Origin of the sequence: Micromonospora sp. NPDC085948, assembly GCF_040686315.1 — a bacterium.
Taxonomy (GTDB): Bacteria; Actinomycetota; Actinomycetes; order Mycobacteriales; family Micromonosporaceae; genus Micromonospora.
On sequence record NZ_JBFBJW010000016.1, the window covers coordinates 149,445 to 170,309 of the forward strand.

Genomic DNA, 20,865 nt, shown 5'->3' on the forward strand with positions numbered 1-20,865 from the left:
CGTCAGCGTCGCGTCAGTCGCGCCACCCCGGCTCGTTGCGCCGCAGCGCCGGGTACGCACAGGCTCTGGTGGTGCCGAGCAGAGACCCGCCGGCAGGGAGCAGCCGGGCGGCATCGGTGCGGATGCGTCGTGGCACGGCGTACTCCCTTCGGGGTGTGGCTCGGTCGACCTTGCACCGACGAGCCTAGGAGGGCTGCGGGGCGTCCGCAATGGATATCGCCGTTACCGGCCGCCGACCCGGCGGGCGACCGCCAGCAGATACCCCTTGCGATCCAGCGGGTCGTTGTCCCAGCGGGGCCGGGTGGGGCTGGGACCGGGCACCGGGCGGTACCTGTCGAACTCGGTCTCCAACACACCCTCGCCCCGGGTCAGCGCGGGCAGGCGACGCTCCAGCGCGTGCACCCGGCCCGCCGGGATCTCGCCCCGCACCAGGTACGACGTGCCCCGCCCGATGGTGTCGGTCGGCACCGCGTCCAGTCGCGTGAGCGCCGGCAGCAGCGTGCCGAGGACGTCACCGGGCACCTCCAACCGGAAGCGGTGCACCGGCTCGTGGACCCGCGTACGGGCACGGGTGAGCGCGGCCATCAGCACCAACGGGGTGAGATTGCGGAAATCCCCGGCGGTGCTGGACATGCTCTTGTCGAAGCTGCCGTGCGAGTGGCTCTGCCGCGCCCAGTAGCCGGCGTGGGTCATCGTCACCTCGCAGTCGGGGACCTCCCACCCGTGCAGCCCCTGGCGCAGGGTGCGACGTACGGACTCCTCCACGGCGGCGAAGAAGGCGGGTGGCATCGAACCCAGCTCGACGCCGAGGTGGAACCTCACACCGGCCCCGGTCGGCGCCGGGCCGATCCGCAGCCCGACGGTGGCCAGGAAGGGGTTGGGCGCCACCGCGATCACCTCGACCGCCTCGCCGACGCGGCACACCCGTTCCACGTGCACCACGCTGGTCTCCCGGAACGTCACCCGCACGCCGAAGTCGTCGGCCAGGGTCGCCTGGATGACCTCCTTCTGCACCTCGCCGTAGAGCGACACGCTGATCTCGTGCCGCCGGTCGTCCTGCCGCAGGTTGATCAGCGGGTCCTGTTCGGCGAGTTGGCTCAGCGCCGCGTGCAGCGCGGCCCGGTCGACGGGGCGCTCCGGCACCACCACCGTCTCCAGCGTGGGTGGCGCGAAGTGGCGGTCCGCGACGGCACGTTCCGGGGGTACGCCGACCGGGTCGCCGATCCGCGCGTCCGGCACACCCCACAGCCGGGCGATGTGGCCGGCACCGACCGACGACGCCACCACGTCGGCCCCCTGGCTGGCGACACGTATCGCCGTGACCAGCGCGGCGTCGGCCGTACCGACGCGAACCCGGTCGCGAACCCGGATCGTGCCGGCGAAGAGGCGGACCAGGGCGATCCTCTCCCCCGCCGGTCCCCGCTCGATGGCGAACACGGTGCCGGAGACCGGGGCGTCCAGGTCACCCTGACCGGTCGGCAGCAGTTCGGTGATGCCGGCGATCAGCGCGCCCACGCCGGTGCCGGTGATCGCCGAGCCGGCGTACACGGGCTGCACCAGCGCCCGGCGGGTCCGCGTCGCCAACACCCGGCGCAGCCGCGGGTACGGCACCGCCGACGGGTCCGCCACCCAGTCGGCGAGCAACCCGTCGTCCTGCCCCGCGAGCACGTCGAGCAGCCGGTCGGTGAACCCCACGTCGGCGGGGCCGTACGGCGAGCAGTGCGCGCCGCGAGTCCCCGGCGCCACCACCGAGCCCATCGCCACCACGGTCGGAGTGAGCTTCTCCGCGACGGCCCGCACGACCCGCTCGGGGTCCGCCCCGGCCCGGTCGACCTTGTTGACGAAGATCAGTGTCGGGATGCGCAGCCGCCGCAGGGTCCGCATCAGCACGCGGGTCTGCGGTTGTATCCCCTCCACCGCGGAGATCACCAGCACCGCGCCGTCGAGCACGCCGAGCACCCGCTCGACCTCGGCGATGAAGTCCGGGTGACCGGGCGTGTCGATCAGGTTGACGGTCACGTCGTCCAGCACGAAGGAGACGACGGCCGAGCGGATGGTGATCCCGCGTTGCCGTTCCAGAGCCAGGGAGTCCGTACGGGTGCTGCCCGCGTCGACACTGCCGAGCTGGTCGGTCACGCCAACGTCGTGCAACAGCCGCTCGGTCAGGCTGGTCTTACCGGCATCGACGTGAGCCAGGATGCCGAGGTTCAGAGTCTTCACGCAGCGTCAGGTCCTTCAGGTAGGCGACAGATCCCCTCTGGTCGGACATCGACGCAGCGCGCATGGTGACTCCCTGGCTGTTGGTGGCGGTTTCGGGTAGTTCAGCAGGCCGTCGCGGCTCGGACAACCGATTTAGCCGGCGCTCCCGTTCACGTACCGTCCGGCTCCGCGACGCCGCGTGCTCACCTGACGCGGCTAGGTTCGCGCGGCACTGTCCGCCCCTGTCCCGGGAGAACCACCATCACCGCCACCTGGCCGTCGCACCATGTCGGCACCGTCGCCACCGCACCGGACCTGCCTCGGGCGGACGCGGATCGTGGACCGCGCGACATCCGGTTCGGCGCGACGGTGGCGGGTTGGGTGCTCCCCGCCCTTGTCGCGCTGGCGCTTGGCCGGTGGCGGCTGACCGGTCCGGCCCTCTGGGCCGACGAGTTGGCCACCTGGGGCGCGGTCCGGTTGAGCTGGTCGCAGCTGTGGCAACTCGCCGGTTCGGTGGACGCGGTCCTGACTCCCTACTACGCCCTGATGAAGGTGTACGTCGCCGTGGCCGGCACGTCCACGGCCGCGCTGCGGCTGCCCTCGGTCGCCGCCATCACCGTCGCCACGGTGGTGGTGACCGCGCTCGGGCGTCGACTCGGCGGCCCCGGGACCGGGATGCTGGCGGGGCTGCTCTTCGCGATCCTGCCGGTGACCTCCCGGTACGCGCAGGAGGCCCGGTCCTACGCCCCGGTGATCCTCGGTGCCGCTGTCGCCGTGTGGTGCCTGATCAGCCTGCTGGAGGAGCCCACGCGTCGCCGCCTCGCCGGGTACGCCGCCGCCGTCGGCTTCGTCGGGCTGCTGCATCCGCTCAACGGCCTGCTGATGCTCGCGGGTCACGCCGTCGCGGTCGGCTGGTGGCAACTCCCTCGCCGGGCCGAGGGCTGGCGGACCGTACGCGGGTGGGTGACGGCCGCCGGCGTGGGTGTGCTGCCGGCGCTCGCGCTGTCGGTCTGGGGTCGGGGGCAGAGCGCCCAGGTGTCCTGGATCGCGCTCGTCGACCTGGGTGCCCTCCAGGCGTTCCCGGAGCGGCTCTTCCACTCCGCGGCCGTCGGCGGGCTCGTCCTCGTCCTCGCGATCCTCGGCGTGCGCCGCGCCCCGGCGTACGTGTGTCTGGCCGGCGCGGCGTTCGTCCCGTTGGCGCTGCTGTTGCTCGCCGGCACCCAGCTACACGTCTGGGTGGCCCGCTACGTGCTTGTCGTGCTGCCGGCGCTGGCCGTCCTCGCGGCGTCCGCCCTGGCCCGCGTCGGACGGTCGTCGGCCGTCGTCGCGGTCGTCCTGGCGGCCGTCCTAGCCCTCCCCGCACACGTCGCCATTCGCGCCCACGCCGGTCACAGCCAGGACTCGTACCGGATCGCGGCGGTCATCGGTCCCCACTACCGACCCGGCGACGTCGTGGTGTTTCCGGACAGCCACCCGAGCATCCCCTGGTCACCGCGCGACATCTACGAGCGCTACCTGCCGGCCCCACGCCCACCGGACGTGCTGCGCGTCGCCCCGCAGCGCAGCGACGGCCGGTTCCTGGCGACGGAGTGCCCGGACGCCACCTGCCTCGGCACACCACCGCGCATCTGGGTCGTCGGGGCCGATCCCGCGGCCGACCCGCTGCGGGACATGGCACCCGGCAAGCGGGAACGGATCAGCGCCGGCTACCGGGAGGCACAGCGCTGGCGGTACCCACTGCTCAGCATCACCCTCCTGGAGCGCACGGCCTGAGGGGCCCGGCAGTAGTAGCCGACCAGGGCCGATCGCGGAAGGAGAGCTTCCCCGATGCCTGGCAGACTCGCGGGCATGGTGGAGACCTCGGTGCGGCTGCTGCGGCTGCTGACCCTCCTGCAGGTTCGCCGGGAGTGGTCCGGCCCGGAACTGGCCGAACGGCTGGCGGTCACCACCCGCACCGTGCGCACCGATGTGGAGCGCCTGCGGGTGCTGGGCTACCAGATCGAGTCCCACCCGGGGGTCGCCGGAGGCTACCGGCTCGGCGCCGGATCGGCCCTGCCGCCGCTGCTGCTCGACGACGACGAGGCCGTGGCGGTGGCCGTCGGGCTGCGGGCGGCCGCCGGCGGTTCGGTGACCGGAATCGAGGAGACGTCGCTGCGGGCGCTTGCGAAGCTGGAGCAGTCGCTGCCGTCGCGGTTGCGGCACCGGGTGGACGCCCTGCGGGCCGCGACGGTCTCCGCCGCGGGCGGCGGCCCGACCGTGGACGCCGACACGCTCACCGCCGTGTCGACGGCGGTGCACCGGGCCGAGCGCCTGCGCTTCGACTACGCCGGGCATGACGGTACGGCCACCGTGCGCGACGTCGAGCCGTACCGGCTGGTCTACACCGGTCGGCGCTGGTACCTGCTCGGCTGGGACACCGACCGGGCCGACTGGCGCACCTTCCGCGCCGACCGGATCCGGCCCCGGGTGCCGACCGGCCCACGCTTCACCCCGCGGGAGCCGCCCGGCGGCGACGCGGTCGCGCACGTGCTGCGCGGAGTCGGCTCCACCGCCTGGCCGCACCCCGCCCGGGTACGCCTGCACGCGTCGGCCGACCAGGTGGCCCAGCGGATCCCCAGCACGGCGGGCCTGCTGGAGGCGATCGACGAGCGGACCTGCCTGCTGCACACCGGCGGGGAGTCGCTGAGCAACCTGGCCGCCTTCCTCAGCACCATCGAGGTCGACTTCGACGTGCTCGACCCGCCGGAGTTGCGCGCCGTGGTACGTGCCGTCGCCGCCCGGTTCGGTCGGGCCGCTCAGGCGTCGTAGCGGCCCTGGCGTCGCCGGTAGTAGGCGTAGGCGACCGCGGCGAGCAGTGGTCCCCACAGCAGCAGCGGCAGGTAGCAGGCGTAGAAGATCGCGGCCTCCCCCTCACCGCGCTGCGTGGGGAAGTCCGCCGGGAGCGGCGTGCCCCGCATGGTGACCCCGGCGAATATCTGGATGAAGGCGCTGGTCCACAGGACGGTCAGGACCGTCGCGCCGAGCGTCGCGGGAATGAGGGCGGCCGGCGTCGGCACCCGGCGGCCACCCAGCCAGGGAATCCAGCGCGGGAATCGCTCTCCCCAGCCGGCGACGAGACCGACGGCGGTGAACGCGATCAGCTCCGCCACGATCGAGAGGCAGACGACGTACACCCGCCCGTCGAACCCGACGCCGTCGCGGAACGCGACCGGGAGCCGCCAGAGGCCGGAGGGCAGCACGGTGAACGGGATGACGTAGGCGGCGACCCGCGCCCAGTGGGGCACTCCCGCCACCGGGGCGTGGGCCTTACGCCACGCCACGCGTAGCCGCGATTCTCCGGTTTCGGCGACCATCGGTGGCGACGTCGAGGGTTTGGGAGCATCGAGGCGGTCAGGTGTTCTCATGCCGCTCACGCTAGGAACCGAGCAGGCCGGGCCACCTCCCTCTCGCGAGGGAGTGCACCACCCGGTCGGTCGACCACCGTCGGTCATCGTGCGGCGCCAGGTCTCCCGAGCCGTCCGAGCCGGACCTCACCAACTGCCCGGGGGTGACCTCTGGCCGCTGGCGACACCTGTCGGCTTCGGCTCCGCCACCATCGTGTCGTGGTGACGGAGCCGAAGCGCCGACCCCTTGGTCGTGCCGGCCGATGAGGCGGGCGGCAGACGGGCTGGTCGGGCCGGGCAGCTAGGACTGCGGCACCAACCGGAAGGACTGCGCGGCGGTGCCGTTGCAGGTGTATTGGATGAGTTGGACGCTGTCCGCCGTGGACGCTCCCGGCACGTCGAGGCACTTGCCGCTTTGCCGGTTGACCAGGCGGTAGTAGCCGCCGCCCTCCGATTCGGCACGCCACTGCTGGTTGTTGCCACCGCTGTAGGACCAGAGCTGGATCGGCGCCGAGTCGGCTGTCGACCGGTCGGTCACGTCGAGCACCTGGGCGGCGTTGGTGCGGTTGTTGACCCGCAGGTAGCCGCCGCTGGTCGGCGCGAACTGGTACTGCTGCGCGGCGCTGCCGTTGCAGGCGTACTGCTGGATGGCCGTGCCGTTCGCGCTGGCGGCGGCGCGCGCGTCCACGCACTTGCCGTTGCCCCGGTTGACCACCGTGTGCCAGGCGGTCGGTGAGATCGTGCCGCCGGTCGGCGGAGGCGTGGTCGGGGTGGTGGTGCCGGCGCCGGCGAGCCAGTGCAGCCCGTCGATCAGCAGCTGGTTCTGCTGCGCGCTGTCGAACGTCGACGACAGCCCGGTGTTGGTGCTGTAGTTCATGGCGTTGTGCCCGAAGTTGGCGTAGAGCATCTTGTACTGCCGGTTGCTCCACACCAGCGGGTAGTACCCGCCGTACCAGGACTGGTTGGGGTCGGTGCCGACCGGGAAGCTGGACGCGTCGACCGAGGCGAGGATGTCGATGTTCGGGTTCTGCCGCAGGTCGTTGCTCCAGGAGTACCACTCGCTGATCGACGACGGGAAGGTCGCCGGGAGGTTCCGGGTGGCCGGGTGGGTGCGATTGTCGGCGCGCATGGTGACCCGGGTGGGTCCCCAGGTGTTGGTCTGAAACGAGCCGGTGCCGAGGAAGGTGTTGTAGTACCAGCTCCAGCTCGACGGGTTGTCGGTCCACGCGCTGACGTGGAAGCCGAACCACGCCCCGCCGTTCTGCATGTACTGCTGGAACGCGGCCCGCTGCGCGGTGGGCGGCGCGTCGTCCAGGAACATGACCACCTTGTACTGGGCCAGGTTCGCGGTGTTCAGCAGACCCCAGTTGTTGGTGGCCTCCCAGGAGAAGCCGTGCTGCGCGGCGGCCTGCGGGAACCAGGCCCGGGCGTCCCGGACGAAGTCGATGTGCGCGGCGTCCCAGGTGCCGTTGTAGAAGGCCAGGACCTTGAACGTCGGCGCGGCCTGCGCGGACCGCGAGGAGTTGACCGCCAGGCCGGCGCTCAGCGCGACCAGCAGAGCGACGAACACCGACAAGATTCGTCTGGTACGGGAGGAGAGTTCTGCGATCACCTGATCGTCCCTTCGGTGGGGACGCGCGCCGCCGCGTCGACCTGCATCTGTTCACAAGGTTTACAGATAGACGAAAGGTTATGCGGTGGCACCGGCGGCGTCAATCATGGGTCGGCTGAACGGGTGGGATTCCGGTGCCAGCGGGTACTCCGGCCCGATGACCAGCCCGGACGCCGTCGACGTCGACACGCCCCTCGCCGTCGACCTGCCCGCCGCGCCGCACGACGCCAGCGGCGAGTGGGTGCCGACCCGTGACCTCGCCGGGCTCGCACCCGCGGCCCGGCCGGCCCGCCGCTGGACCCCGCGCCGGGTGGTGGCCACCCCGGCCGCGCTGGAGCACCCGCACGGCCAGCGGATCGTCGAGCTGGTGCAGGCACAGGGCATCGAGGTGGAACACCTGCGAGCCAACCGGCTCACCGGGGTACGCGGACAAACCGACCGGGAGACGTACGCGCGGGCGAAGGCCACCATGGCGATCGTGGTCAGCCCACCCTCGCGGCGCACCCTGCAACCCATCGCGCCCAGCGCCGACTGGCGGGTCGACCTCGCCGAGGGCTGCCCGGCGCACTGCCAGTACTGCTACCTCGCCGGTTCGCTGTCCGGCCCGCCGGTGACCCGGGTGTACGCGGATCTCGACGACATCCTGGCCGGGCTGGCCGCGTACGCCGGGCGTGGGACGGTGACCAGCCGCAACGCGCGACGCGCCGACGAGGGCACCACCTTCGAGGCGTCCTGCTACACCGACCCGCTCGCGCTGGAGCACCTCACCGGCAGTTGGCGGCGGGCGGTGCAGCACTTCGCCGCCTGGGACGCGCCCGTGCAACTGCGCTGGACCACCAAGTACGCCGACGTGGACACCTTCGTCGGGCTGCCGCACGCCGGCCGTACCCGGGTCCGGTTCAGCGTCAACTGCGCACCGGTGAGTGAACGGTTCGAGGGCGGCACCGCCCGGGTGCCGGAGCGGCTGGCCGCGCTGCGCCGGCTCGCGCTCGACGGCTACCCGGTCGGGCTGACCATCGCCCCGATCATCGCGCTGCCCGACTGGCGGGAAAGCTACGGCGAGTTGCTCGACCAGGTCCGCGCGGCGGTCGACGGGGTGCCGGAGCTGGACCTGACCGCCGAGCTGATCACCCACCGGTTCACCCCGGGCAGCAAGGAGGTGCTGCTGGGCTGGTACCCGCGCACCCGGCTGGAGATGGACGAGGAGTCGCGCAGCCGCAAACACGGCAAGTTCGGCGCGGTGAAGTACGTCTACCCGCGCGACACCATGGCCGAGCTGCGCGGCTGGTTCACCGCCGAGCTCGCCTCGCGGGTGCCGGCCTGCCGGATCCTCTACTGGACCTGAGCCGTCCCCGGCATGTTTCGGAAAACTTTCGCGAACCTCGCCGTCGTCGCTTGACGGCAACCTTCTCATCCACCACAGTCGATGCGGGTGTAGGTAGGCGTGCCGTCGGGAGCTCGGCCGCCAGCGGGGCATTGAGCGATGTGGTGTCGGGTGCGATGGGCAGCACCTGTTAGCGCTCACACTGTGCCGCACCGCTGTCCTGGCCACGGTGGCGGCGTGGCCCGACAGCGATCTGTCATGGCAACGCGGCACTTCGCGTGTTCACGCCCCCGATCATCAGGAGAATGGTCCATGAGAAGACCCAGAGTTATCCGGGCCGCCGCGGTGTCCGCCGGCGCGGTGCTTGTGGCATCGACGGCGATCGCCGTGGCGATGCCGGCCGGGGCAGCGGCCGCTGGCTGTTCGGTGGATTACAGCGTGTCGTCGCAGTGGCAGGGCGGGTTCGGCGCCAACGTCGCCATCACCAATCTCGGTGATCCGGTCAGCATCTGGACGTTGGCCTGGTCCTACAGCGCCGGCCAGACCGTCACGCAGGCGTGGAACACGACACTGACCCAGAGCGGCGCGGCGGTCACCGCCAGGAACGTCAGTTACAACGGGGCGATCGCCACCAACGGCACCGTCTCGTTCGGCTTCAACGGCTCGTGGACCGGCAGCAACCCCGCGCCGGCCAGCTTCACGCTCAACGGGGTGGCCTGCACCGGCGAACCGGCACCGACCACGCCACCGCCGACCAGCGCACCGCCGACGACCCCGCCACCAACCACCCCACCGCCGACGACCCCACCGCCGACCACTCCGCCGCCGAACGGGCCGGCGGACATCACGGTGAACAGCGCGACCAGATACCAGACAGTCGACGGGTTCGGGGCCGCGCAGTCGATCTGGGGTAGCGCCTGGTCGACGACGGACACCCAGACGCTCGTCGGGCTGGGCGCCAACCAGTTGGGGCTGTCCATCGTGCGGACCGGCCTGTCGCCGGTGTCCAGCGAGTGGGCGACGCACGTGGACTCGCTGAAGACGGCGGAGTCGTACGGGTCGAACGTGAAGATCCTCGCCTCGCCGTGGACCGCACCGGCGGCGTGGAAGACGAACAACAGCCGGGTCAACGGCGGCAAGCTGAGGACCGACTACTACGACGACTACGCGAACCATCTGAACAGCTACGTGCAGTACATGCGTGGCCAGGGCGTGAACATCGACGTCACCTCGGTGCAGAACGAGCCGGACTGGCACCCGGATTACGACTCGATGGACTGGAGCGGCACCGAGCTGCGCAATTTCGTCCGGGACCAGGGCACGAAGGTGCAGAACACCAAGCTGATGGTCGCCGAGGCGGTCAACCTCAACTACAACTTCACCGATCCGACCCTGAACGACACCACCGCCCGCAACAACATCGGCTACATCGGCGGGCACCTGTACGGCACCGAGGAGTCCGGCCGGCTCAAGCCGTATCCCCTGGCCGCGCAGTACAACAAGCCGGTGTGGATGACCGAGTGGAACCTGCACGCCGCCGACGGTGGCGGCTCCAACATCTGGGGCAACCCCGCCAACGGCACGGTCTGGAACGAGACGCTCGACGACATCATGCGCACCGTGCACCGGTCGATGGAGGCGAACTGGAGCGCCTACATCTGGTGGTACGGCAAGCGCTACTACTCCTTCATCGGCGACGGTGAGTCGGCGTTCGGCACCGTCGCGGGCGCTCCGCTCAAGCGCGGGTACGCGTTCTCGCAGTACGCCAAGTACGTCCGCCCCGGCTACCAGCGGGTCGCCCTGACCAAGAGCTCCAAGGCCTCGCCCCTGGAGGTGACCGCCTACCAGGGCGACGGCAAGGTCACCCTGGTGATCCTCAACCGCTCGAACAGCGCGGTCACCAACGCCGTGGTCCAGGCGCCGCAGAACGTCACGCGGGCCGAGCACTACCTCACCTCGCAGAACGCCAACGCGGCCAGCCAACCGACAAGCGTCAACGGCGGTCAGGCCACCATCAACGTCGCCGCCCGCAGCATCTCCACGCTCGTGTTCACCCTCTGAGGGCCGCACCGCCCGTAGGTGGGCGTGTGGGTGTTGGATCGCGGATCCGCACCCACACGCCCCACCGGCCGCCCCCGGTCGGAGCGGACGCGGTATCGACCGGCCGGGTCAGCCAACGCGCGTGCCGGACGGCGGCGCATCAGCCGACCGACGAGCGGGCGACCGGCGCGGCGAAGAACGTGTCCGGGTACGGCTCGTCGCGCAGGCTGTAGTGCCACCACTCACGGTCGTAGTTGACGAAGCCGGCGTCGGTCATCAGCCGCTGCAACAACCGCCGGTTGTCTCGCGCCGTCCCGGTGATGCGGGGGTCGGCGGTGTGCGCCCGGGAGTCGAAGCAGTCGAAGCCCGTACCCATGTCGACGCTGTTGTCGGCGAAGCGCCGCCCCGGGGGCGCGGTGCAGGCGACGAGCGGCTGCCCACGCCGGTACGCGGGCTGGTCGGCGGCGGGGTCGTCCACAAGCGTCAGGTCCATGGTGCTGCCCCGGCTGTGCGCGGTGGGCGCCCCGATGTAGCCCTCGGCGAAGAGCCGATCCTTGGCCAGGTCCGGGTAGAACTCGGCCTTGGTCTGCTGCTCGCCGGGGCGCTTCGACCAGGCGACGAAGTCGTCCACCGCCGGCTGCGGGCGGTAGCAGTCGTACACCTTGAGGCTGTGCCCGCCGGCCAGGGCGGCGTCCTGCACCCGGCGCAGCGCCTCGGCGGCCTGCCGGGTGAGCAGGCACAGCGGCTCCGGGTAACCGGCGATCGGGCGGCCCACGAAGTTGTGCGCCGTGGCGTAGCGGATGTCGGCGTGGATGCGCGGGTCGACGTCACTCAGGTCCACGAATCCGGGCAGCCGGGCGGCCGCGGAGCTGGACGTCGCGGGGGTGGGCGTCGCGGAGGTGGGCCGGGGGGTGGGACTCACCGGCGTCGACGGGGGCGCGGCCGGCGCGGGGCGGGGCTCCGGCCGCGAGCAACCGCCGAGCAGCACGGCGACCACGAGCGCGACGGCGATCCGGTGACCCACCTCTCCTGTCTATCAGCCGGGCCGGCGGCGCGGGCCGGATGCACCCGTTCCGGGTCGGCCCCGCTCGGCACGTGGCCCGGTCAGCTCTCGGTCAGGTGTGCGCGCAGGAAGACCAGCGCCGACTCGTCGTCGTCGATCCCGCCGGCCTCGTGGCCGTTGTAGCGCCACACCGCCAACTCGCTCGGCCCGGCGTGGGCGTTGGCCGCCGCATAGACCGTCGACGGCGGGACGATCTCGTCCATCAACGCCACCGAGTACCGCGCCGGACGGCGGCAGCGGCGGGCGAAGTTGACCCCGTCGACGTACGCGAGGGTGGTCAGCACCCGCTCCTCGGCGTACCGGTGGATCGCCAGGTAGTCGCGGATCTCCCGGTAGGGGCGGGCGGCGGTGGTCACCACCGCGCGCGGAATGTCGCAGAGGAACGGCACGAACGCGACCACCGCCCGTACCCCGGGTGCCAACGCGCCGGCCGCGAGCGCCAGCCCTCCGCCCTGGCTGTGCCCGAGCACCGCCACCCGGGTCGGATCGACGAGCGGCAGGGTCCGGACGGCGTCCACCGCCCGGACGGCGTCGGTGATCAGCCGCCGGTAGTATTAGGTCTTCGGATCGGCGATGCCCCGGGTGGTGACGCCGGGCGCCTCCGGCCCGGCCGCGCCGAGGTCCGGGGTGTCGCCCCGGCTCCAGCCCGAGCCCTGCCCCCGGGTGTCCATCTGCAGGTGCGCGAACCCGGCGGCGGCCCAGAGCAGGTTCTCCAGCGGGTGCCCGCGCCCGCCGCCGTAGCCGGCGAACTGGACCACCGTCGGCAACGCCGTGTCGGCGCCGCGGGGCACCCGCAGCCAGGCCCGCACGGACTGGCCGGCGAAACCCGCGAAGGTCACGTCGAACACGTCGATGCTGTCCAACTCGGTCGCGACCGGCTCGGCCCGCACCGGCCAGCCGGCACGCCGGGCCTCGGTCAGGGTGTCGGCCCAGAAGTCGTCGAAGTCCGCCGGCTCCGTGACGACGCCGCGGTAGTCCCGCAGCTGTTCCTCAGGTAGATCGGTGTACATGCCGTCCCCGGTCGACGAAGTTCCGGAAAGATTCCGTAACTTCGCCGAACGCTAGAACCGACCTGGCATGTCGTCAACCCCCGTCGGTGAGGCAAGATGACGCGTGGAACGGGCACACCGTTCCGGGATCCTCGGTTGACGACGTCTCGTGGTCGTTCTTCCGGCACGGTGAAGGAGACGCGGGTGGGCGCGGACGACGGACGCAGGGTGACCATCACCGCGATCGCACGGGAAGCCGGGGTGTCGGTGCCGACCGTGTCACGGGTCCTCAACGGTCGCTCCGATGTAGCACCGGACACCCGGGAGCGGGTCGAGGAGTTGCTGCGCCACCACGGCTACCGGCGACGCACCAGCCGCAGCGTTCGCCGCGCCGGCCTCGTCGACCTGGTCTTCAACGACCTGGACAGCCCCTGGGCCGTGGAAATCATCCGCGGCGTGGAGGATGTCGGGCACGGCGCGGGAGTCGGCACGGTGGTCTCCGCGATCCACCGGCAGCCCACCGCCGCCCGGCAGTGGCTGCAGAACCTGCGCACCCGGGCCACCGACGGGGTCATCTTCGTGACCTCGCACCTCAGCCCGCCGCTGCACGCGCAACTGCGCCGCCTCAACGTGCCGGTGGTGGTCGTCGACCCGGCCGGTGTCCCGGCCATGGACGTGCCGACGATCGGTGCCACCAACTGGGCCGGCGGAATGGCCGCGACCGAGCACCTGCTGGCGATCGGGCACCGGCGCATCGGCCTGGTGGCGGGGCCGACGCACCTGCTGTGCAGCCGGGCGCGGCTCGACGGTTACCGGGCCGGGTTGGAGAGCGCCGGAGTGCCGGTGGACGACGAGCTGATCTACCCGGGCGACTTCTACCACGCCTCCGGGTTCTCCGGCGCGACCGCGCTGCTCGACCTCGCCGACCCGCCGACCGGCATCTTCGCCGCGAGTGACCAGATGGCCTTCGGCGTCTACGAGGCCATCCGGCGGCGCGGGCTGCGGGTGCCGGACGACGTGAGCGTCGTCGGCTTCGACGACCTGCCGGAGGCCCGCTGGGCATCGCCACCGCTGACCACGGTGCGGCAGCCGTTGGTCGAGATGGGACGGTTGGCGGCCCGGACCGTGCTGCGCCTGGCCCAGGGTGAGGGCATCGACTCGCCACGTGTGGAACTCGCCACGGAACTTGTCGTCCGCGACAGCACCGCCCCGCCGTCCGGGTCGCCCGGCCCGTCGTGAGGCCGGAACTGGGTCGGTAACCGGTCGGACCAGTTCCGATCCGCTTCCGAGAATTTCGGTCGCCGGGCTGACCCGGCTGGCGCTTCCGCTGGCGCGGTGAGCGGCCGAGTGCCGCCCACCGCGCCGCGTGCTCAGTGGTGGTGGTGCGCGCGGACGGCCTTGCGAATGGTCACCGGCAGCGCGGGCGCGCCGTCGACCGGTGCCGGGTCCTCGGCGGTCGGCGCCACTCCCCCGGCCGCGATCCGGTCCAGGGTGGCCAACCCGGCCGCGTCGACCTCGCCGAAGATCGTGTAGTTGGGGCGCAGCGCCGAGTTGGCGTAGACCAGGAAGAACTGGCTGCCGTTGGTGTCCGGCCCCGCGTTGGCCATCGCCAGCACGCCCCGGGCGTACACCCGGCGTTCCCCGGTCGGGTCGGTGGGCGCCGGCGGCAGGTCGGTCGGCAGTTCGTCGCGGTACCGGTAGCCCGGGCCGCCCTCGCCGGTGCCCGACGGGTCACCGCACTGCAGCACGCTCAGCGTCGGGTACGCGGTGAGCCGGTGGCACGGGGTGCGGTCGTAGAAACGCTTGCCGACCAGGTGCAGGAAGCTCTGTACGGTGCACGGTGCGGCGGCCCGGTCCAGCGTCAGCCCGATCGGTCCGTGGTTGGTCGACAGGGTCACCCGGACACTGCCCCGGGCCGGGGTGCGCCGTGGGTCGGGCGGCAGCGGCACTGGCCGGGCCGCGGGCTCGTCGGGTGTCTCGGTGTACCCGCACGGGCCGTGGGTGGTGCGCGGCGGTCGGGTGGCGGCGTCCGCGGCGGTGGAAGCGCCCTCGGCGGCGGCGGGCGCGGCGACCGCGCTCGGGGACGCCCCGACGACGAGCGCCCCGGCGAGCGCGGTCACCCCCGCGAGGCGGGACAGGACGTGCACCGGCCGGCGGGGTGCCGCCACGCCGCGGTGCGGTTCGAGTTCACTCGACACGGTGATCCTCCTGGACTCGTGGTGCCAGAAAGACCGGAGTCTATGGACACCGGCACCCGATGTCGATCCGCCCGGGCAGTCAGCGGCTCCGGCCAGTCAGCGGCTCAGGGCAGCCGACGGCGACGCCGCCACAGCAGCCCGCCCAACAGCGCCAGCACCCCCGCGCCACTCACCGCGGTCACCGACCACAACCATCCCGAGCCGGTACGCGCGGGTCCGCTGGCCGCCGCCGGCCGGGGCGCACCGGGTGCGGCCAGCGCGGACGGCGCCGCCGACGGCGTGGCGGTCAGTTCGCCCGGCTCGACCAGCCGGCCGACGGACGCGTCCCGGGGCAGCGTGAAACCCCAGTCCAGCAGGGCCGCGCCCTGCTCCCAGCCGCGCTTCGGCGCCGGTTCGGCACCCAACAGGGTGACCACCAGCCGTCGGCCGTTGCGTTCGGCGGCGCCCACGTAGGTGTGCCGGGCCAGGTCGGTGAAGCCGGTCTTGCCGCCGAGCGCGCCCGGGTACCGGTAGATGAGTTGGTTCTCGTTCTGGATCTGGAAACCCTTGGTGCGCTGCGCCGGCTGGGTGGGAATCTGCGTCTGCTCGGTCAGCGCGTACCGGCGGAAGGTCGGGTCGGCGAAGCAGGCCCGGGCGATCAGCGCCAGGTCGTACGCGCTGGTGAACTGCCCCTTGCCGTCCAGCCCCGACGGGGTGACCGCGTGGGTCTGCAGCGCGCCCAGGTGGTGGGCCTGCTCGTTCATCGCGCGTACGCCGGCGGCGCTGTCCGTCCCGCTGCCGAGCCGGGCCAGCGCGTTGGCGGCCTCGTTGCCGGAGTTGAGCAGCAGCCCGAGCCAGATAGTCTCGATGGTGTACCGACCGCCCGCGACGAGTCCCACGGCGGAGGAGCCGGGCTCGATGTGCATGTCGTCCTCGGTGACGGTCACCGTCTGCTTCGGGTCCAACCGAGGCAGCATCGTGGCCGCCAACAGGAGCTTCTGCACGCTGGCCGGGGTGCCGTACTCGTGTGGGCCGCACCCGCCGAGCACCTGGCCGCTGTCCAGGTCGGCGACCAGCCACGACGTGGCGGTGATCGCCGGTGGCGCGGGGGCGCCGGCCGGCACGACCAGGCCGGTCGTGTCCAGGGCCGCGCCGCCGACCACCCGCTGCGCGGGAACGGCGGGCGGGGGTGCGGGGCGGGGCGGGCGGGACACCGCCGGGGCCGGCACCCGCGGGCACCGCACGGTTGCCCCGGCGGACGCTCCCGCGGCGGCGACCGGCGCGGGAGCGAGCAGGATGGCGGACGCCGTGGCCGCCAGCAGCGCAGCTCTCATGTGCCCGACCCTAGCCAACAAGATCGCTCGGTGGGACGGGTCGGTCAACCCGCCTCGCCGCCACCGCGCAGGTAGTCGTGCAGGGCGGCCGTGCCCCGCAGCCGGCGCAGGCTGCGAATGTGCAGGTCCTGCTCGCGGCGGGCCAGTTCGGCGCGGACGCGCTGGGGGCTGCCGGTGGTCCGCAGTTCCTCCAGCACCGCCTCGATGATCTCGAACGGGTACGCGCCTCGGCGCAGCAACGCGATGACCTGCGCGGCGCGTAGTTCCACCTCGTCGTACACCCGGTAGTTGGTGCCCGGAGCGCGACTCGGGCGCAGCAGCTCGCGCTGCTCCCAGAGCCGGAGCTGGGAGGTTCGCACCCCGACCAGGGCGGCGACCTCGCCGATGCGGGCGGCGCGGCGTGGTGCGGGCCGCGCCAACGGTGGGCTGGCCAGCACGGTCACGAAGGCGCCGAGCACCCGGCGGATCTCGGCGCGTTCCCGGTCCAGCTCGGCGTGACCGCCGTCGAGCGCGGCCAGGGCCGCCGGCAGGTCACCCCGATGCACCGCCGCCATGATCTCCCGGGCGCGACTCCAGCCGTGCCCCTCGGCCAGCCGTCGCGCGACGCTCAGCGCCCGGGCATGCGCGGTCGTGAAGATCCGGTAGCCGCTCTCGGTCCGCCGCGCCGGGGGCAGCACACCCTGCTCGACGTAGTTGCGCACCTGCTGCACCGAGATCCCGACGGTGGCCGCCAGGTCCACGGCCCGGAGTCGATCCTTCGGGGAGACGTCCACGCGAGCCACCGTACCGCTTACGACGTGATTTGAGACTTTCCCGGACGTGCTGCTGCCTCCTGCGCTTGGTTCTCCACGAAAGTCTCTACATGGGGATGAATGAGACAATGGAACCCGCCAGCATCGGCGGGGCACAGTCCCGCCACGACTCCGTGAAGGGTTCGCATGTCGCAGCCAGCATGGTCCGCCGCCGACAGCCACGACATGATCGAGGTACGCGGGGCGCGGGAGAACAATCTCGCCGACGTCTCGGTCGACATCCCCAAACGCCGGTTGACCGTCTTCACCGGCGTCTCGGGCTCGGGCAAGTCGTCGCTGGTCTTCGGCACCATCGCCGCCGAGTCCCAGCGCATGATCAATGAGACCTACAGCGCGTTTCTCCAGTCGTTCATGCCGAACCTCAACCGACCGGACGTCGACTCGCTGCGCAACCTCAGCGCGGCCATCGTCGTCGACCAGGAGCGGATGGGCGTCAACTCCCGCTCCACCGTCGGCACCGCCACCGACGCGTACGCCATGCTGCGGATCCTCTTCAGCAGGCTCGGCCAGCCGTCCATCGGCGGTGCCGGGGCGTTCAGCTTCAACCTGCCCGAGGGCATGTGCCCCACCTGCGAGGGGCTGGGCCGCGTCTCCGACCTAGACATCAACGAACTGGTGGACGTCGAGCGCTCCCTCAACGACGGCGCCATCACCGTGCCGAACTTCGCCGTCGACTCCTGGTACTGGCAGACGATGGCCGGCTCCGGCCTGTTCGACCCGGACGTCAAACTCCAGGACTTCACCCCGCAACAGTGGGAGGACTTCCTCCACAAGCCGTCCACGAAGATCAAGGTGGGCAGCAACAACTGGACGTACGAGGGCCTGGTGGTCAAGGTCAAGCGTCTCTACCTGGCCAAGGACCGCGAGTCGATGCAACCGCACATCCGCGCATTCGTCGACCGGGCGGTCACCTTCACCACCTGCGGCGACTGCGGCGGCACCCGACTCAACGCGGCGGCCCTGTCGTCGCGGATCGCCGGACGCACCATCGCCGACTGCTCGGCGATGCAGATCAGCGACCTGGCGACGGTCGTGCGCGGCATCGACGACCCGGGGGTCGCACCACTGATCGCCAACCTGCGTGACCTGCTGGACTCCCTGGTCGAGATCGGTCTGGGCTATCTCAGCCTGGACCGGGAGTCGGCCACCCTCTCCGGCGGTGAGGCGCAACGGGTCAAGATGGTCCGGCACCTCGGCTCCAGCCTCTCCGACGTCACCTACGTCTTCGACGAACCCACCGTCGGCCTGCACCCGCACGACATCGCCCGGATGAACGACCTGCTACTGCGACTGCGCGACAAGGGCAACACGGTGCTGGTGGTCGAGCACAAGCCGGAGACCATCGCCATCGCCGACCACGTCGTCGACCTCGGGCCGGGTGCCGGCACCGACGGCGGCCGGATCTGCTTCACCGGCGACGTGCCCGCGCTGCGCCGCTCCGACACCCTCACCGGTCGGCACCTGGACCACCGGGTGACCCTGCGCGGCCAGGTACGCCAACCCACCGGGCAGCTCGCCATCCGCCAGGCCGACCTGCACAACCTGCGCGACGTGGACGTGGACCTCCCGCTCGGCGTGCTCACCGTGGTCACCGGCGTGGCCGGCTCCGGCAAGAGTTCACTGATCCACGGGTCGCTGCGCGGCCGGTCCGGGGTGGTCATCGTCGACCAGTCCCCCATCCGCGGGTCCCGGCGCAGCAACCCGGCCACCTACAGCGGGCTACTCGACCCGATCCGTACCGCCTTCGCCAAGGCCAACGGCGTCAAGGCGGCCCTGTTCAGCGCCAACTCCGAGGGTGCCTGCCCGGCCTGCAAGGGAATCGGGCTGATCTACACGGACCTGGCGATGATGGCCGGCGTCGCCAGCGTCTGCGAACGCTGCGAGGGTCGACGCTTCACCGACGAGGTGCTCACGTACACGTTGCGCGGCAAGAACATCAGCGAGGTGCTGGCCATGTCGGTCACCGAGGCGTACGCGTTCTTCCCGGGTGGTCCGGCGCACCTCATCCTCGGCCGGCTGGTCGACGTCGGGCTGGGCTACCTCAGCCTCGGCCAGCCGTTGACCACCCTGTCCGGCGGGGAACGGCAACGACTCAAGCTCGCCATCCACCTGGCGGAGAAGACCACCACCTACGTGCTGGACGAACCCACCACCGGCCTGCACCTGGCCGACGTGGACCAACTGCTCGCCCTGCTCGATCGGATGGTCGACGCCGGCAACACCGTGATCGTCATCGAGCACCACCAGGCCGTCATGGCCCACGCCGACTGGCTCATCGACCTGGGGCCGGGCGCCGGCCACGACGGCGGCCGGATCGTCTTCACCGGCACGCCCGCCGACCTGGTCGCCCGTGGGGACACGCTGACCGCCACCCACCTGCGCGAGTACGTCAACGAACCGGCGGTGACCCGACAGGGGTAGGCGCCCAGGGGCGGGCGGTGCAGGTCAGACCACGCGGCGCAGCCAGCGCCGCTGCCAGGGCGTCTCCACCGCCTTGGGGTGGTAACCCTCCCGGACCCACGACACCGCCCGCTCGGCCGGCAGGCCGTCGAGAATCGCCAACGCGGCCAGCGCGGTACCGGTCCGCCCCACCCCACCCCGACAGGCCACCTCGACGCGCGCACCGTCATGGGCGCGCCGCAACGCCGCCCGCAGCGCATCGAGGGCATCCGCCCGATCCGTCGGCACCCAGAAATCGGGCCACCGGATCCGCCGGTACGGCCACGCCGGAGCCGGACCGGGCGCCAACAGCAGTGCGAAGTCGGCGGGCGACGTCACCGTGGCGACGCGGCGCCCGCGTACCGTCACCCCGCTGGGGAGTACGAGCAAACCAGATTGCTCGGGCCAGGGCTGAGAACCGGTCACCCGAGCGATTATGCCGCTGCCGGACCGACAGGTGGGCACAGACAGCGCCGCCCCCGGCCCTGTGGACCGGGGGCGGCGCTGGTGTCGGTGTGCAGGTCGCCTCGCGGCGAGTGGCGCGACGCGGCTCCAGCCGAACGGTATTCCGCGAAGGCGATATTAGGTGAGGCCCGGGGACACTGAGTCACACCGACACCCTGCACAACCAGCCGGATCCCCACGATGTTCCCACGCCCATACCCACCGCCAAGCCGCCACACGACGGTGACGGCGGCGGAGCGGACGCGACGGTGCGTGGGGGGGTAACGGTCGCGGTGGCAGTCGCGGTCACGGCGGGCGGTCGCGCGGCGGTAGTCGCGTGCCCCTTGCCCTTGCCCTTGCCCTTGCCCTTGCCCTTGCCCTTGCCCTTGCCCTTGCCCTTGCCCTTGCCCTTGCTTACAAGATCGTGCTCGATCCTGGTTGTAGTGGCCACCGTTGCCGACCGAGGGGACTACAACCAGGATCGAGCACGATCGGTGGACGGTCGCGCAGTGGCGGTCGGCGGTCGGCGGTCGGCGAGATCTTGGACAGTTACCGTTTCGCGCGAACGGAAACTGTCCAAGATCTCCGGACAACCACCGATCAGGCCGGGCAATCAACTCCCTGGCACGCCCGAGAGGTGCGTCGGGCACCTCACCGCTCAGCCGCGTTCGATCTCGGCGGAGCGGGACGCGGCCAGTGCGGTGGTCAGCGCGGAGCCCCGACCGGCCAGCGGTCGGTGTCGTGCTGGTGCGGTGGTGCTGGTGTCAGCTGTTCCAGTACTGGGCGACCAGGTCGGCGGCCTGCTGCTCCCACTGGGCGTAGGCGTCGGGGTAGGCGGACACCTGCACGGTCTGCGCGGCCTCGGTCAACGGCATGTCCTGCCACCCGTCGACCTGCTTGAGGCCCTTGAGGAACGCCCTCGTCGAGTAGGCCGGGTCGGTGATCTGCTCCGGGGTACCCCAACCACTGGACGGGCGCTGCTGGAACAGGCCCAGCGAGTCGTGGTCGTTCATGTCACCCAGGTGGCCCAGGTTGTCCAGCTTCGACTC

15 protein-coding genes and 2 pseudogenes are annotated in these 20,865 nt (G+C 71.8%); 6 read left to right on the forward strand and 11 right to left on the reverse strand.

What is annotated here, in order from left to right:
* Positions 1–13 precede the first annotated feature (13 nt).
* Positions 14–136, reverse strand: a complete 123-nt coding sequence (locus AB0O48_RS30045) for a hypothetical protein (protein ID WP_357239426.1) — start codon at positions 134–136, stop codon at positions 14–16.
* Positions 137–222: 86 nt separating this feature from the next.
* Positions 223–2,220 carry a translation factor GTPase family protein gene (locus AB0O48_RS30050; protein ID WP_357573027.1) on the reverse strand — a complete coding sequence of 666 codons (1,998 nt, stop codon included), beginning with the start codon at positions 2,218–2,220 and terminating at the stop codon, positions 223–225.
* Between the two features lie 360 nt (positions 2,221–2,580).
* On the opposite strand from AB0O48_RS30050, the gene AB0O48_RS30055 reads away from it, so the two are divergent.
* Both AB0O48_RS30055 and AB0O48_RS30060 read left to right on the forward strand, forming a co-directional pair.
* Positions 2,581–3,972 (forward strand): glycosyltransferase family 39 protein, encoded by a 1,392-nt coding sequence (locus AB0O48_RS30055; RefSeq protein ID WP_365069328.1) that lies wholly within the window; start codon positions 2,581–2,583, stop codon positions 3,970–3,972.
* A gap of 75 nt (positions 3,973–4,047) precedes the next feature.
* Complete coding sequence (locus AB0O48_RS30060) at positions 4,048–5,007, forward strand: YafY family protein (protein WP_365069340.1); 960 nt, start codon at positions 4,048–4,050, stop codon at positions 5,005–5,007.
* On the opposite strand, the gene AB0O48_RS30065 is transcribed toward AB0O48_RS30060, so the two are convergent.
* Together AB0O48_RS30065 and AB0O48_RS30070 are read right to left on the reverse strand one after the other, a co-directional pair.
* Positions 4,995–5,603, reverse strand: coding sequence for a hypothetical protein (locus AB0O48_RS30065; protein ID WP_365069329.1), 609 nt, complete (start codon positions 5,601–5,603; stop codon positions 4,995–4,997). The genes AB0O48_RS30060 and AB0O48_RS30065 overlap by 13 nt on opposite strands.
* Positions 5,604–5,883: 280 nt before the next feature.
* A complete protein-coding gene (locus tag AB0O48_RS30070) occupies positions 5,884–7,152 on the reverse strand; it encodes an RICIN domain-containing protein (protein ID WP_365069341.1) in 1,269 nt (422 codons plus the stop codon).
* 199 nt (positions 7,153–7,351) lie between these two features.
* Here AB0O48_RS30070 and AB0O48_RS30075 point away from each other — a divergent pair, with 199 nt between their 5' ends.
* Both AB0O48_RS30075 and AB0O48_RS30080 read left to right on the forward strand, forming a co-directional pair.
* Entirely contained in the window at positions 7,352–8,539 is a 1,188-nt protein-coding gene (locus tag AB0O48_RS30075; RefSeq protein ID WP_365069330.1) for a spore photoproduct lyase family protein, read from the forward strand.
* 291 nt (positions 8,540–8,830) lie between these two features.
* On the forward strand, positions 8,831–10,579 hold the full coding sequence (locus AB0O48_RS30080) for a cellulose binding domain-containing protein (protein WP_365069331.1): 1,749 nt from the start codon (positions 8,831–8,833) through the stop codon (positions 10,577–10,579).
* Between the two features lie 139 nt (positions 10,580–10,718).
* Here AB0O48_RS30080 and AB0O48_RS30085 read toward each other — a convergent pair whose 3' ends face one another.
* Both AB0O48_RS30085 and AB0O48_RS30090 read right to left on the reverse strand, forming a co-directional pair.
* Positions 10,719–11,582 carry a M15 family metallopeptidase gene (locus AB0O48_RS30085; protein ID WP_365069332.1) on the reverse strand — a complete coding sequence of 288 codons (864 nt, stop codon included), beginning with the start codon at positions 11,580–11,582 and terminating at the stop codon, positions 10,719–10,721.
* Positions 11,583–11,662: 80 nt separating this feature from the next.
* Positions 11,663–12,631, reverse strand: a pseudogene (locus AB0O48_RS30090) (acetylxylan esterase).
* Between the two features lie 183 nt (positions 12,632–12,814).
* Between AB0O48_RS30090 and AB0O48_RS30095 the strand changes: the two are divergent.
* Complete coding sequence (locus AB0O48_RS30095; protein ID WP_357239448.1) at positions 12,815–13,849, forward strand: LacI family DNA-binding transcriptional regulator; 1,035 nt, start codon at positions 12,815–12,817, stop codon at positions 13,847–13,849.
* A 131-nt stretch (positions 13,850–13,980) separates the two neighbouring features.
* On the opposite strand, the gene AB0O48_RS30100 is transcribed toward AB0O48_RS30095, so the two are convergent.
* The 3 genes from AB0O48_RS30100 to AB0O48_RS30110 all read right to left on the reverse strand — a co-directional run bounded on the left by AB0O48_RS30100 (position 13,981) and on the right by AB0O48_RS30110 (position 16,894).
* Complete coding sequence (locus tag AB0O48_RS30100) at positions 13,981–14,808, reverse strand: peptidylprolyl isomerase (RefSeq protein WP_365069333.1); 828 nt, start codon at positions 14,806–14,808, stop codon at positions 13,981–13,983.
* Between the two features lie 104 nt (positions 14,809–14,912).
* Positions 14,913–16,121 (reverse strand): D-alanyl-D-alanine carboxypeptidase, encoded by a 1,209-nt coding sequence (locus AB0O48_RS30105; protein WP_365069334.1) that lies wholly within the window; start codon positions 16,119–16,121, stop codon positions 14,913–14,915.
* Between the two features lie 44 nt (positions 16,122–16,165).
* Positions 16,166–16,894 (reverse strand): MerR family transcriptional regulator, encoded by a 729-nt coding sequence (locus AB0O48_RS30110; protein ID WP_357573036.1) that lies wholly within the window; start codon positions 16,892–16,894, stop codon positions 16,166–16,168.
* 165 nt (positions 16,895–17,059) lie between these two features.
* Here AB0O48_RS30110 and AB0O48_RS30115 point away from each other — a divergent pair, with 165 nt between their 5' ends.
* On the forward strand, positions 17,060–19,354 hold the full coding sequence (locus AB0O48_RS30115; protein WP_357239460.1) for an excinuclease ABC subunit UvrA: 2,295 nt from the start codon (positions 17,060–17,062) through the stop codon (positions 19,352–19,354).
* A gap of 24 nt (positions 19,355–19,378) precedes the next feature.
* Here the strand turns inward: AB0O48_RS30115 and AB0O48_RS30120 are convergent, their stop codons facing one another.
* A complete protein-coding gene (locus tag AB0O48_RS30120; RefSeq protein WP_357573037.1) occupies positions 19,379–19,798 on the reverse strand; it encodes a protein-tyrosine phosphatase family protein in 420 nt (139 codons plus the stop codon).
* A gap of 782 nt (positions 19,799–20,580) precedes the next feature.
* Positions 20,581–20,865, reverse strand: a pseudogene (locus tag AB0O48_RS30125) (hypothetical protein); the annotation flags it as partial.

Coding starts and splice junctions, on each gene's coding strand:
- AB0O48_RS30060 (WP_365069340.1), top strand. CDS start 4,048: ATGGTGGAGACCTCGGTGCGGCTGCTGCGGCTGCTGACCCTCCTGCAG.
- AB0O48_RS30065 (WP_365069329.1), bottom strand. CDS start 5,603: ATGAGAACACCTGACCGCCTCGATGCTCCCAAACCCTCGACGTCGCCA.
- AB0O48_RS30075 (WP_365069330.1), top strand. CDS start 7,352: ATGACCAGCCCGGACGCCGTCGACGTCGACACGCCCCTCGCCGTCGAC.
- AB0O48_RS30080 (WP_365069331.1), top strand. CDS start 8,831: ATGAGAAGACCCAGAGTTATCCGGGCCGCCGCGGTGTCCGCCGGCGCG.
- AB0O48_RS30105 (WP_365069334.1), bottom strand. CDS start 16,121: ATGAGAGCTGCGCTGCTGGCGGCCACGGCGTCCGCCATCCTGCTCGCT.
- AB0O48_RS30115 (WP_357239460.1), top strand. CDS start 17,060: ATGTCGCAGCCAGCATGGTCCGCCGCCGACAGCCACGACATGATCGAG.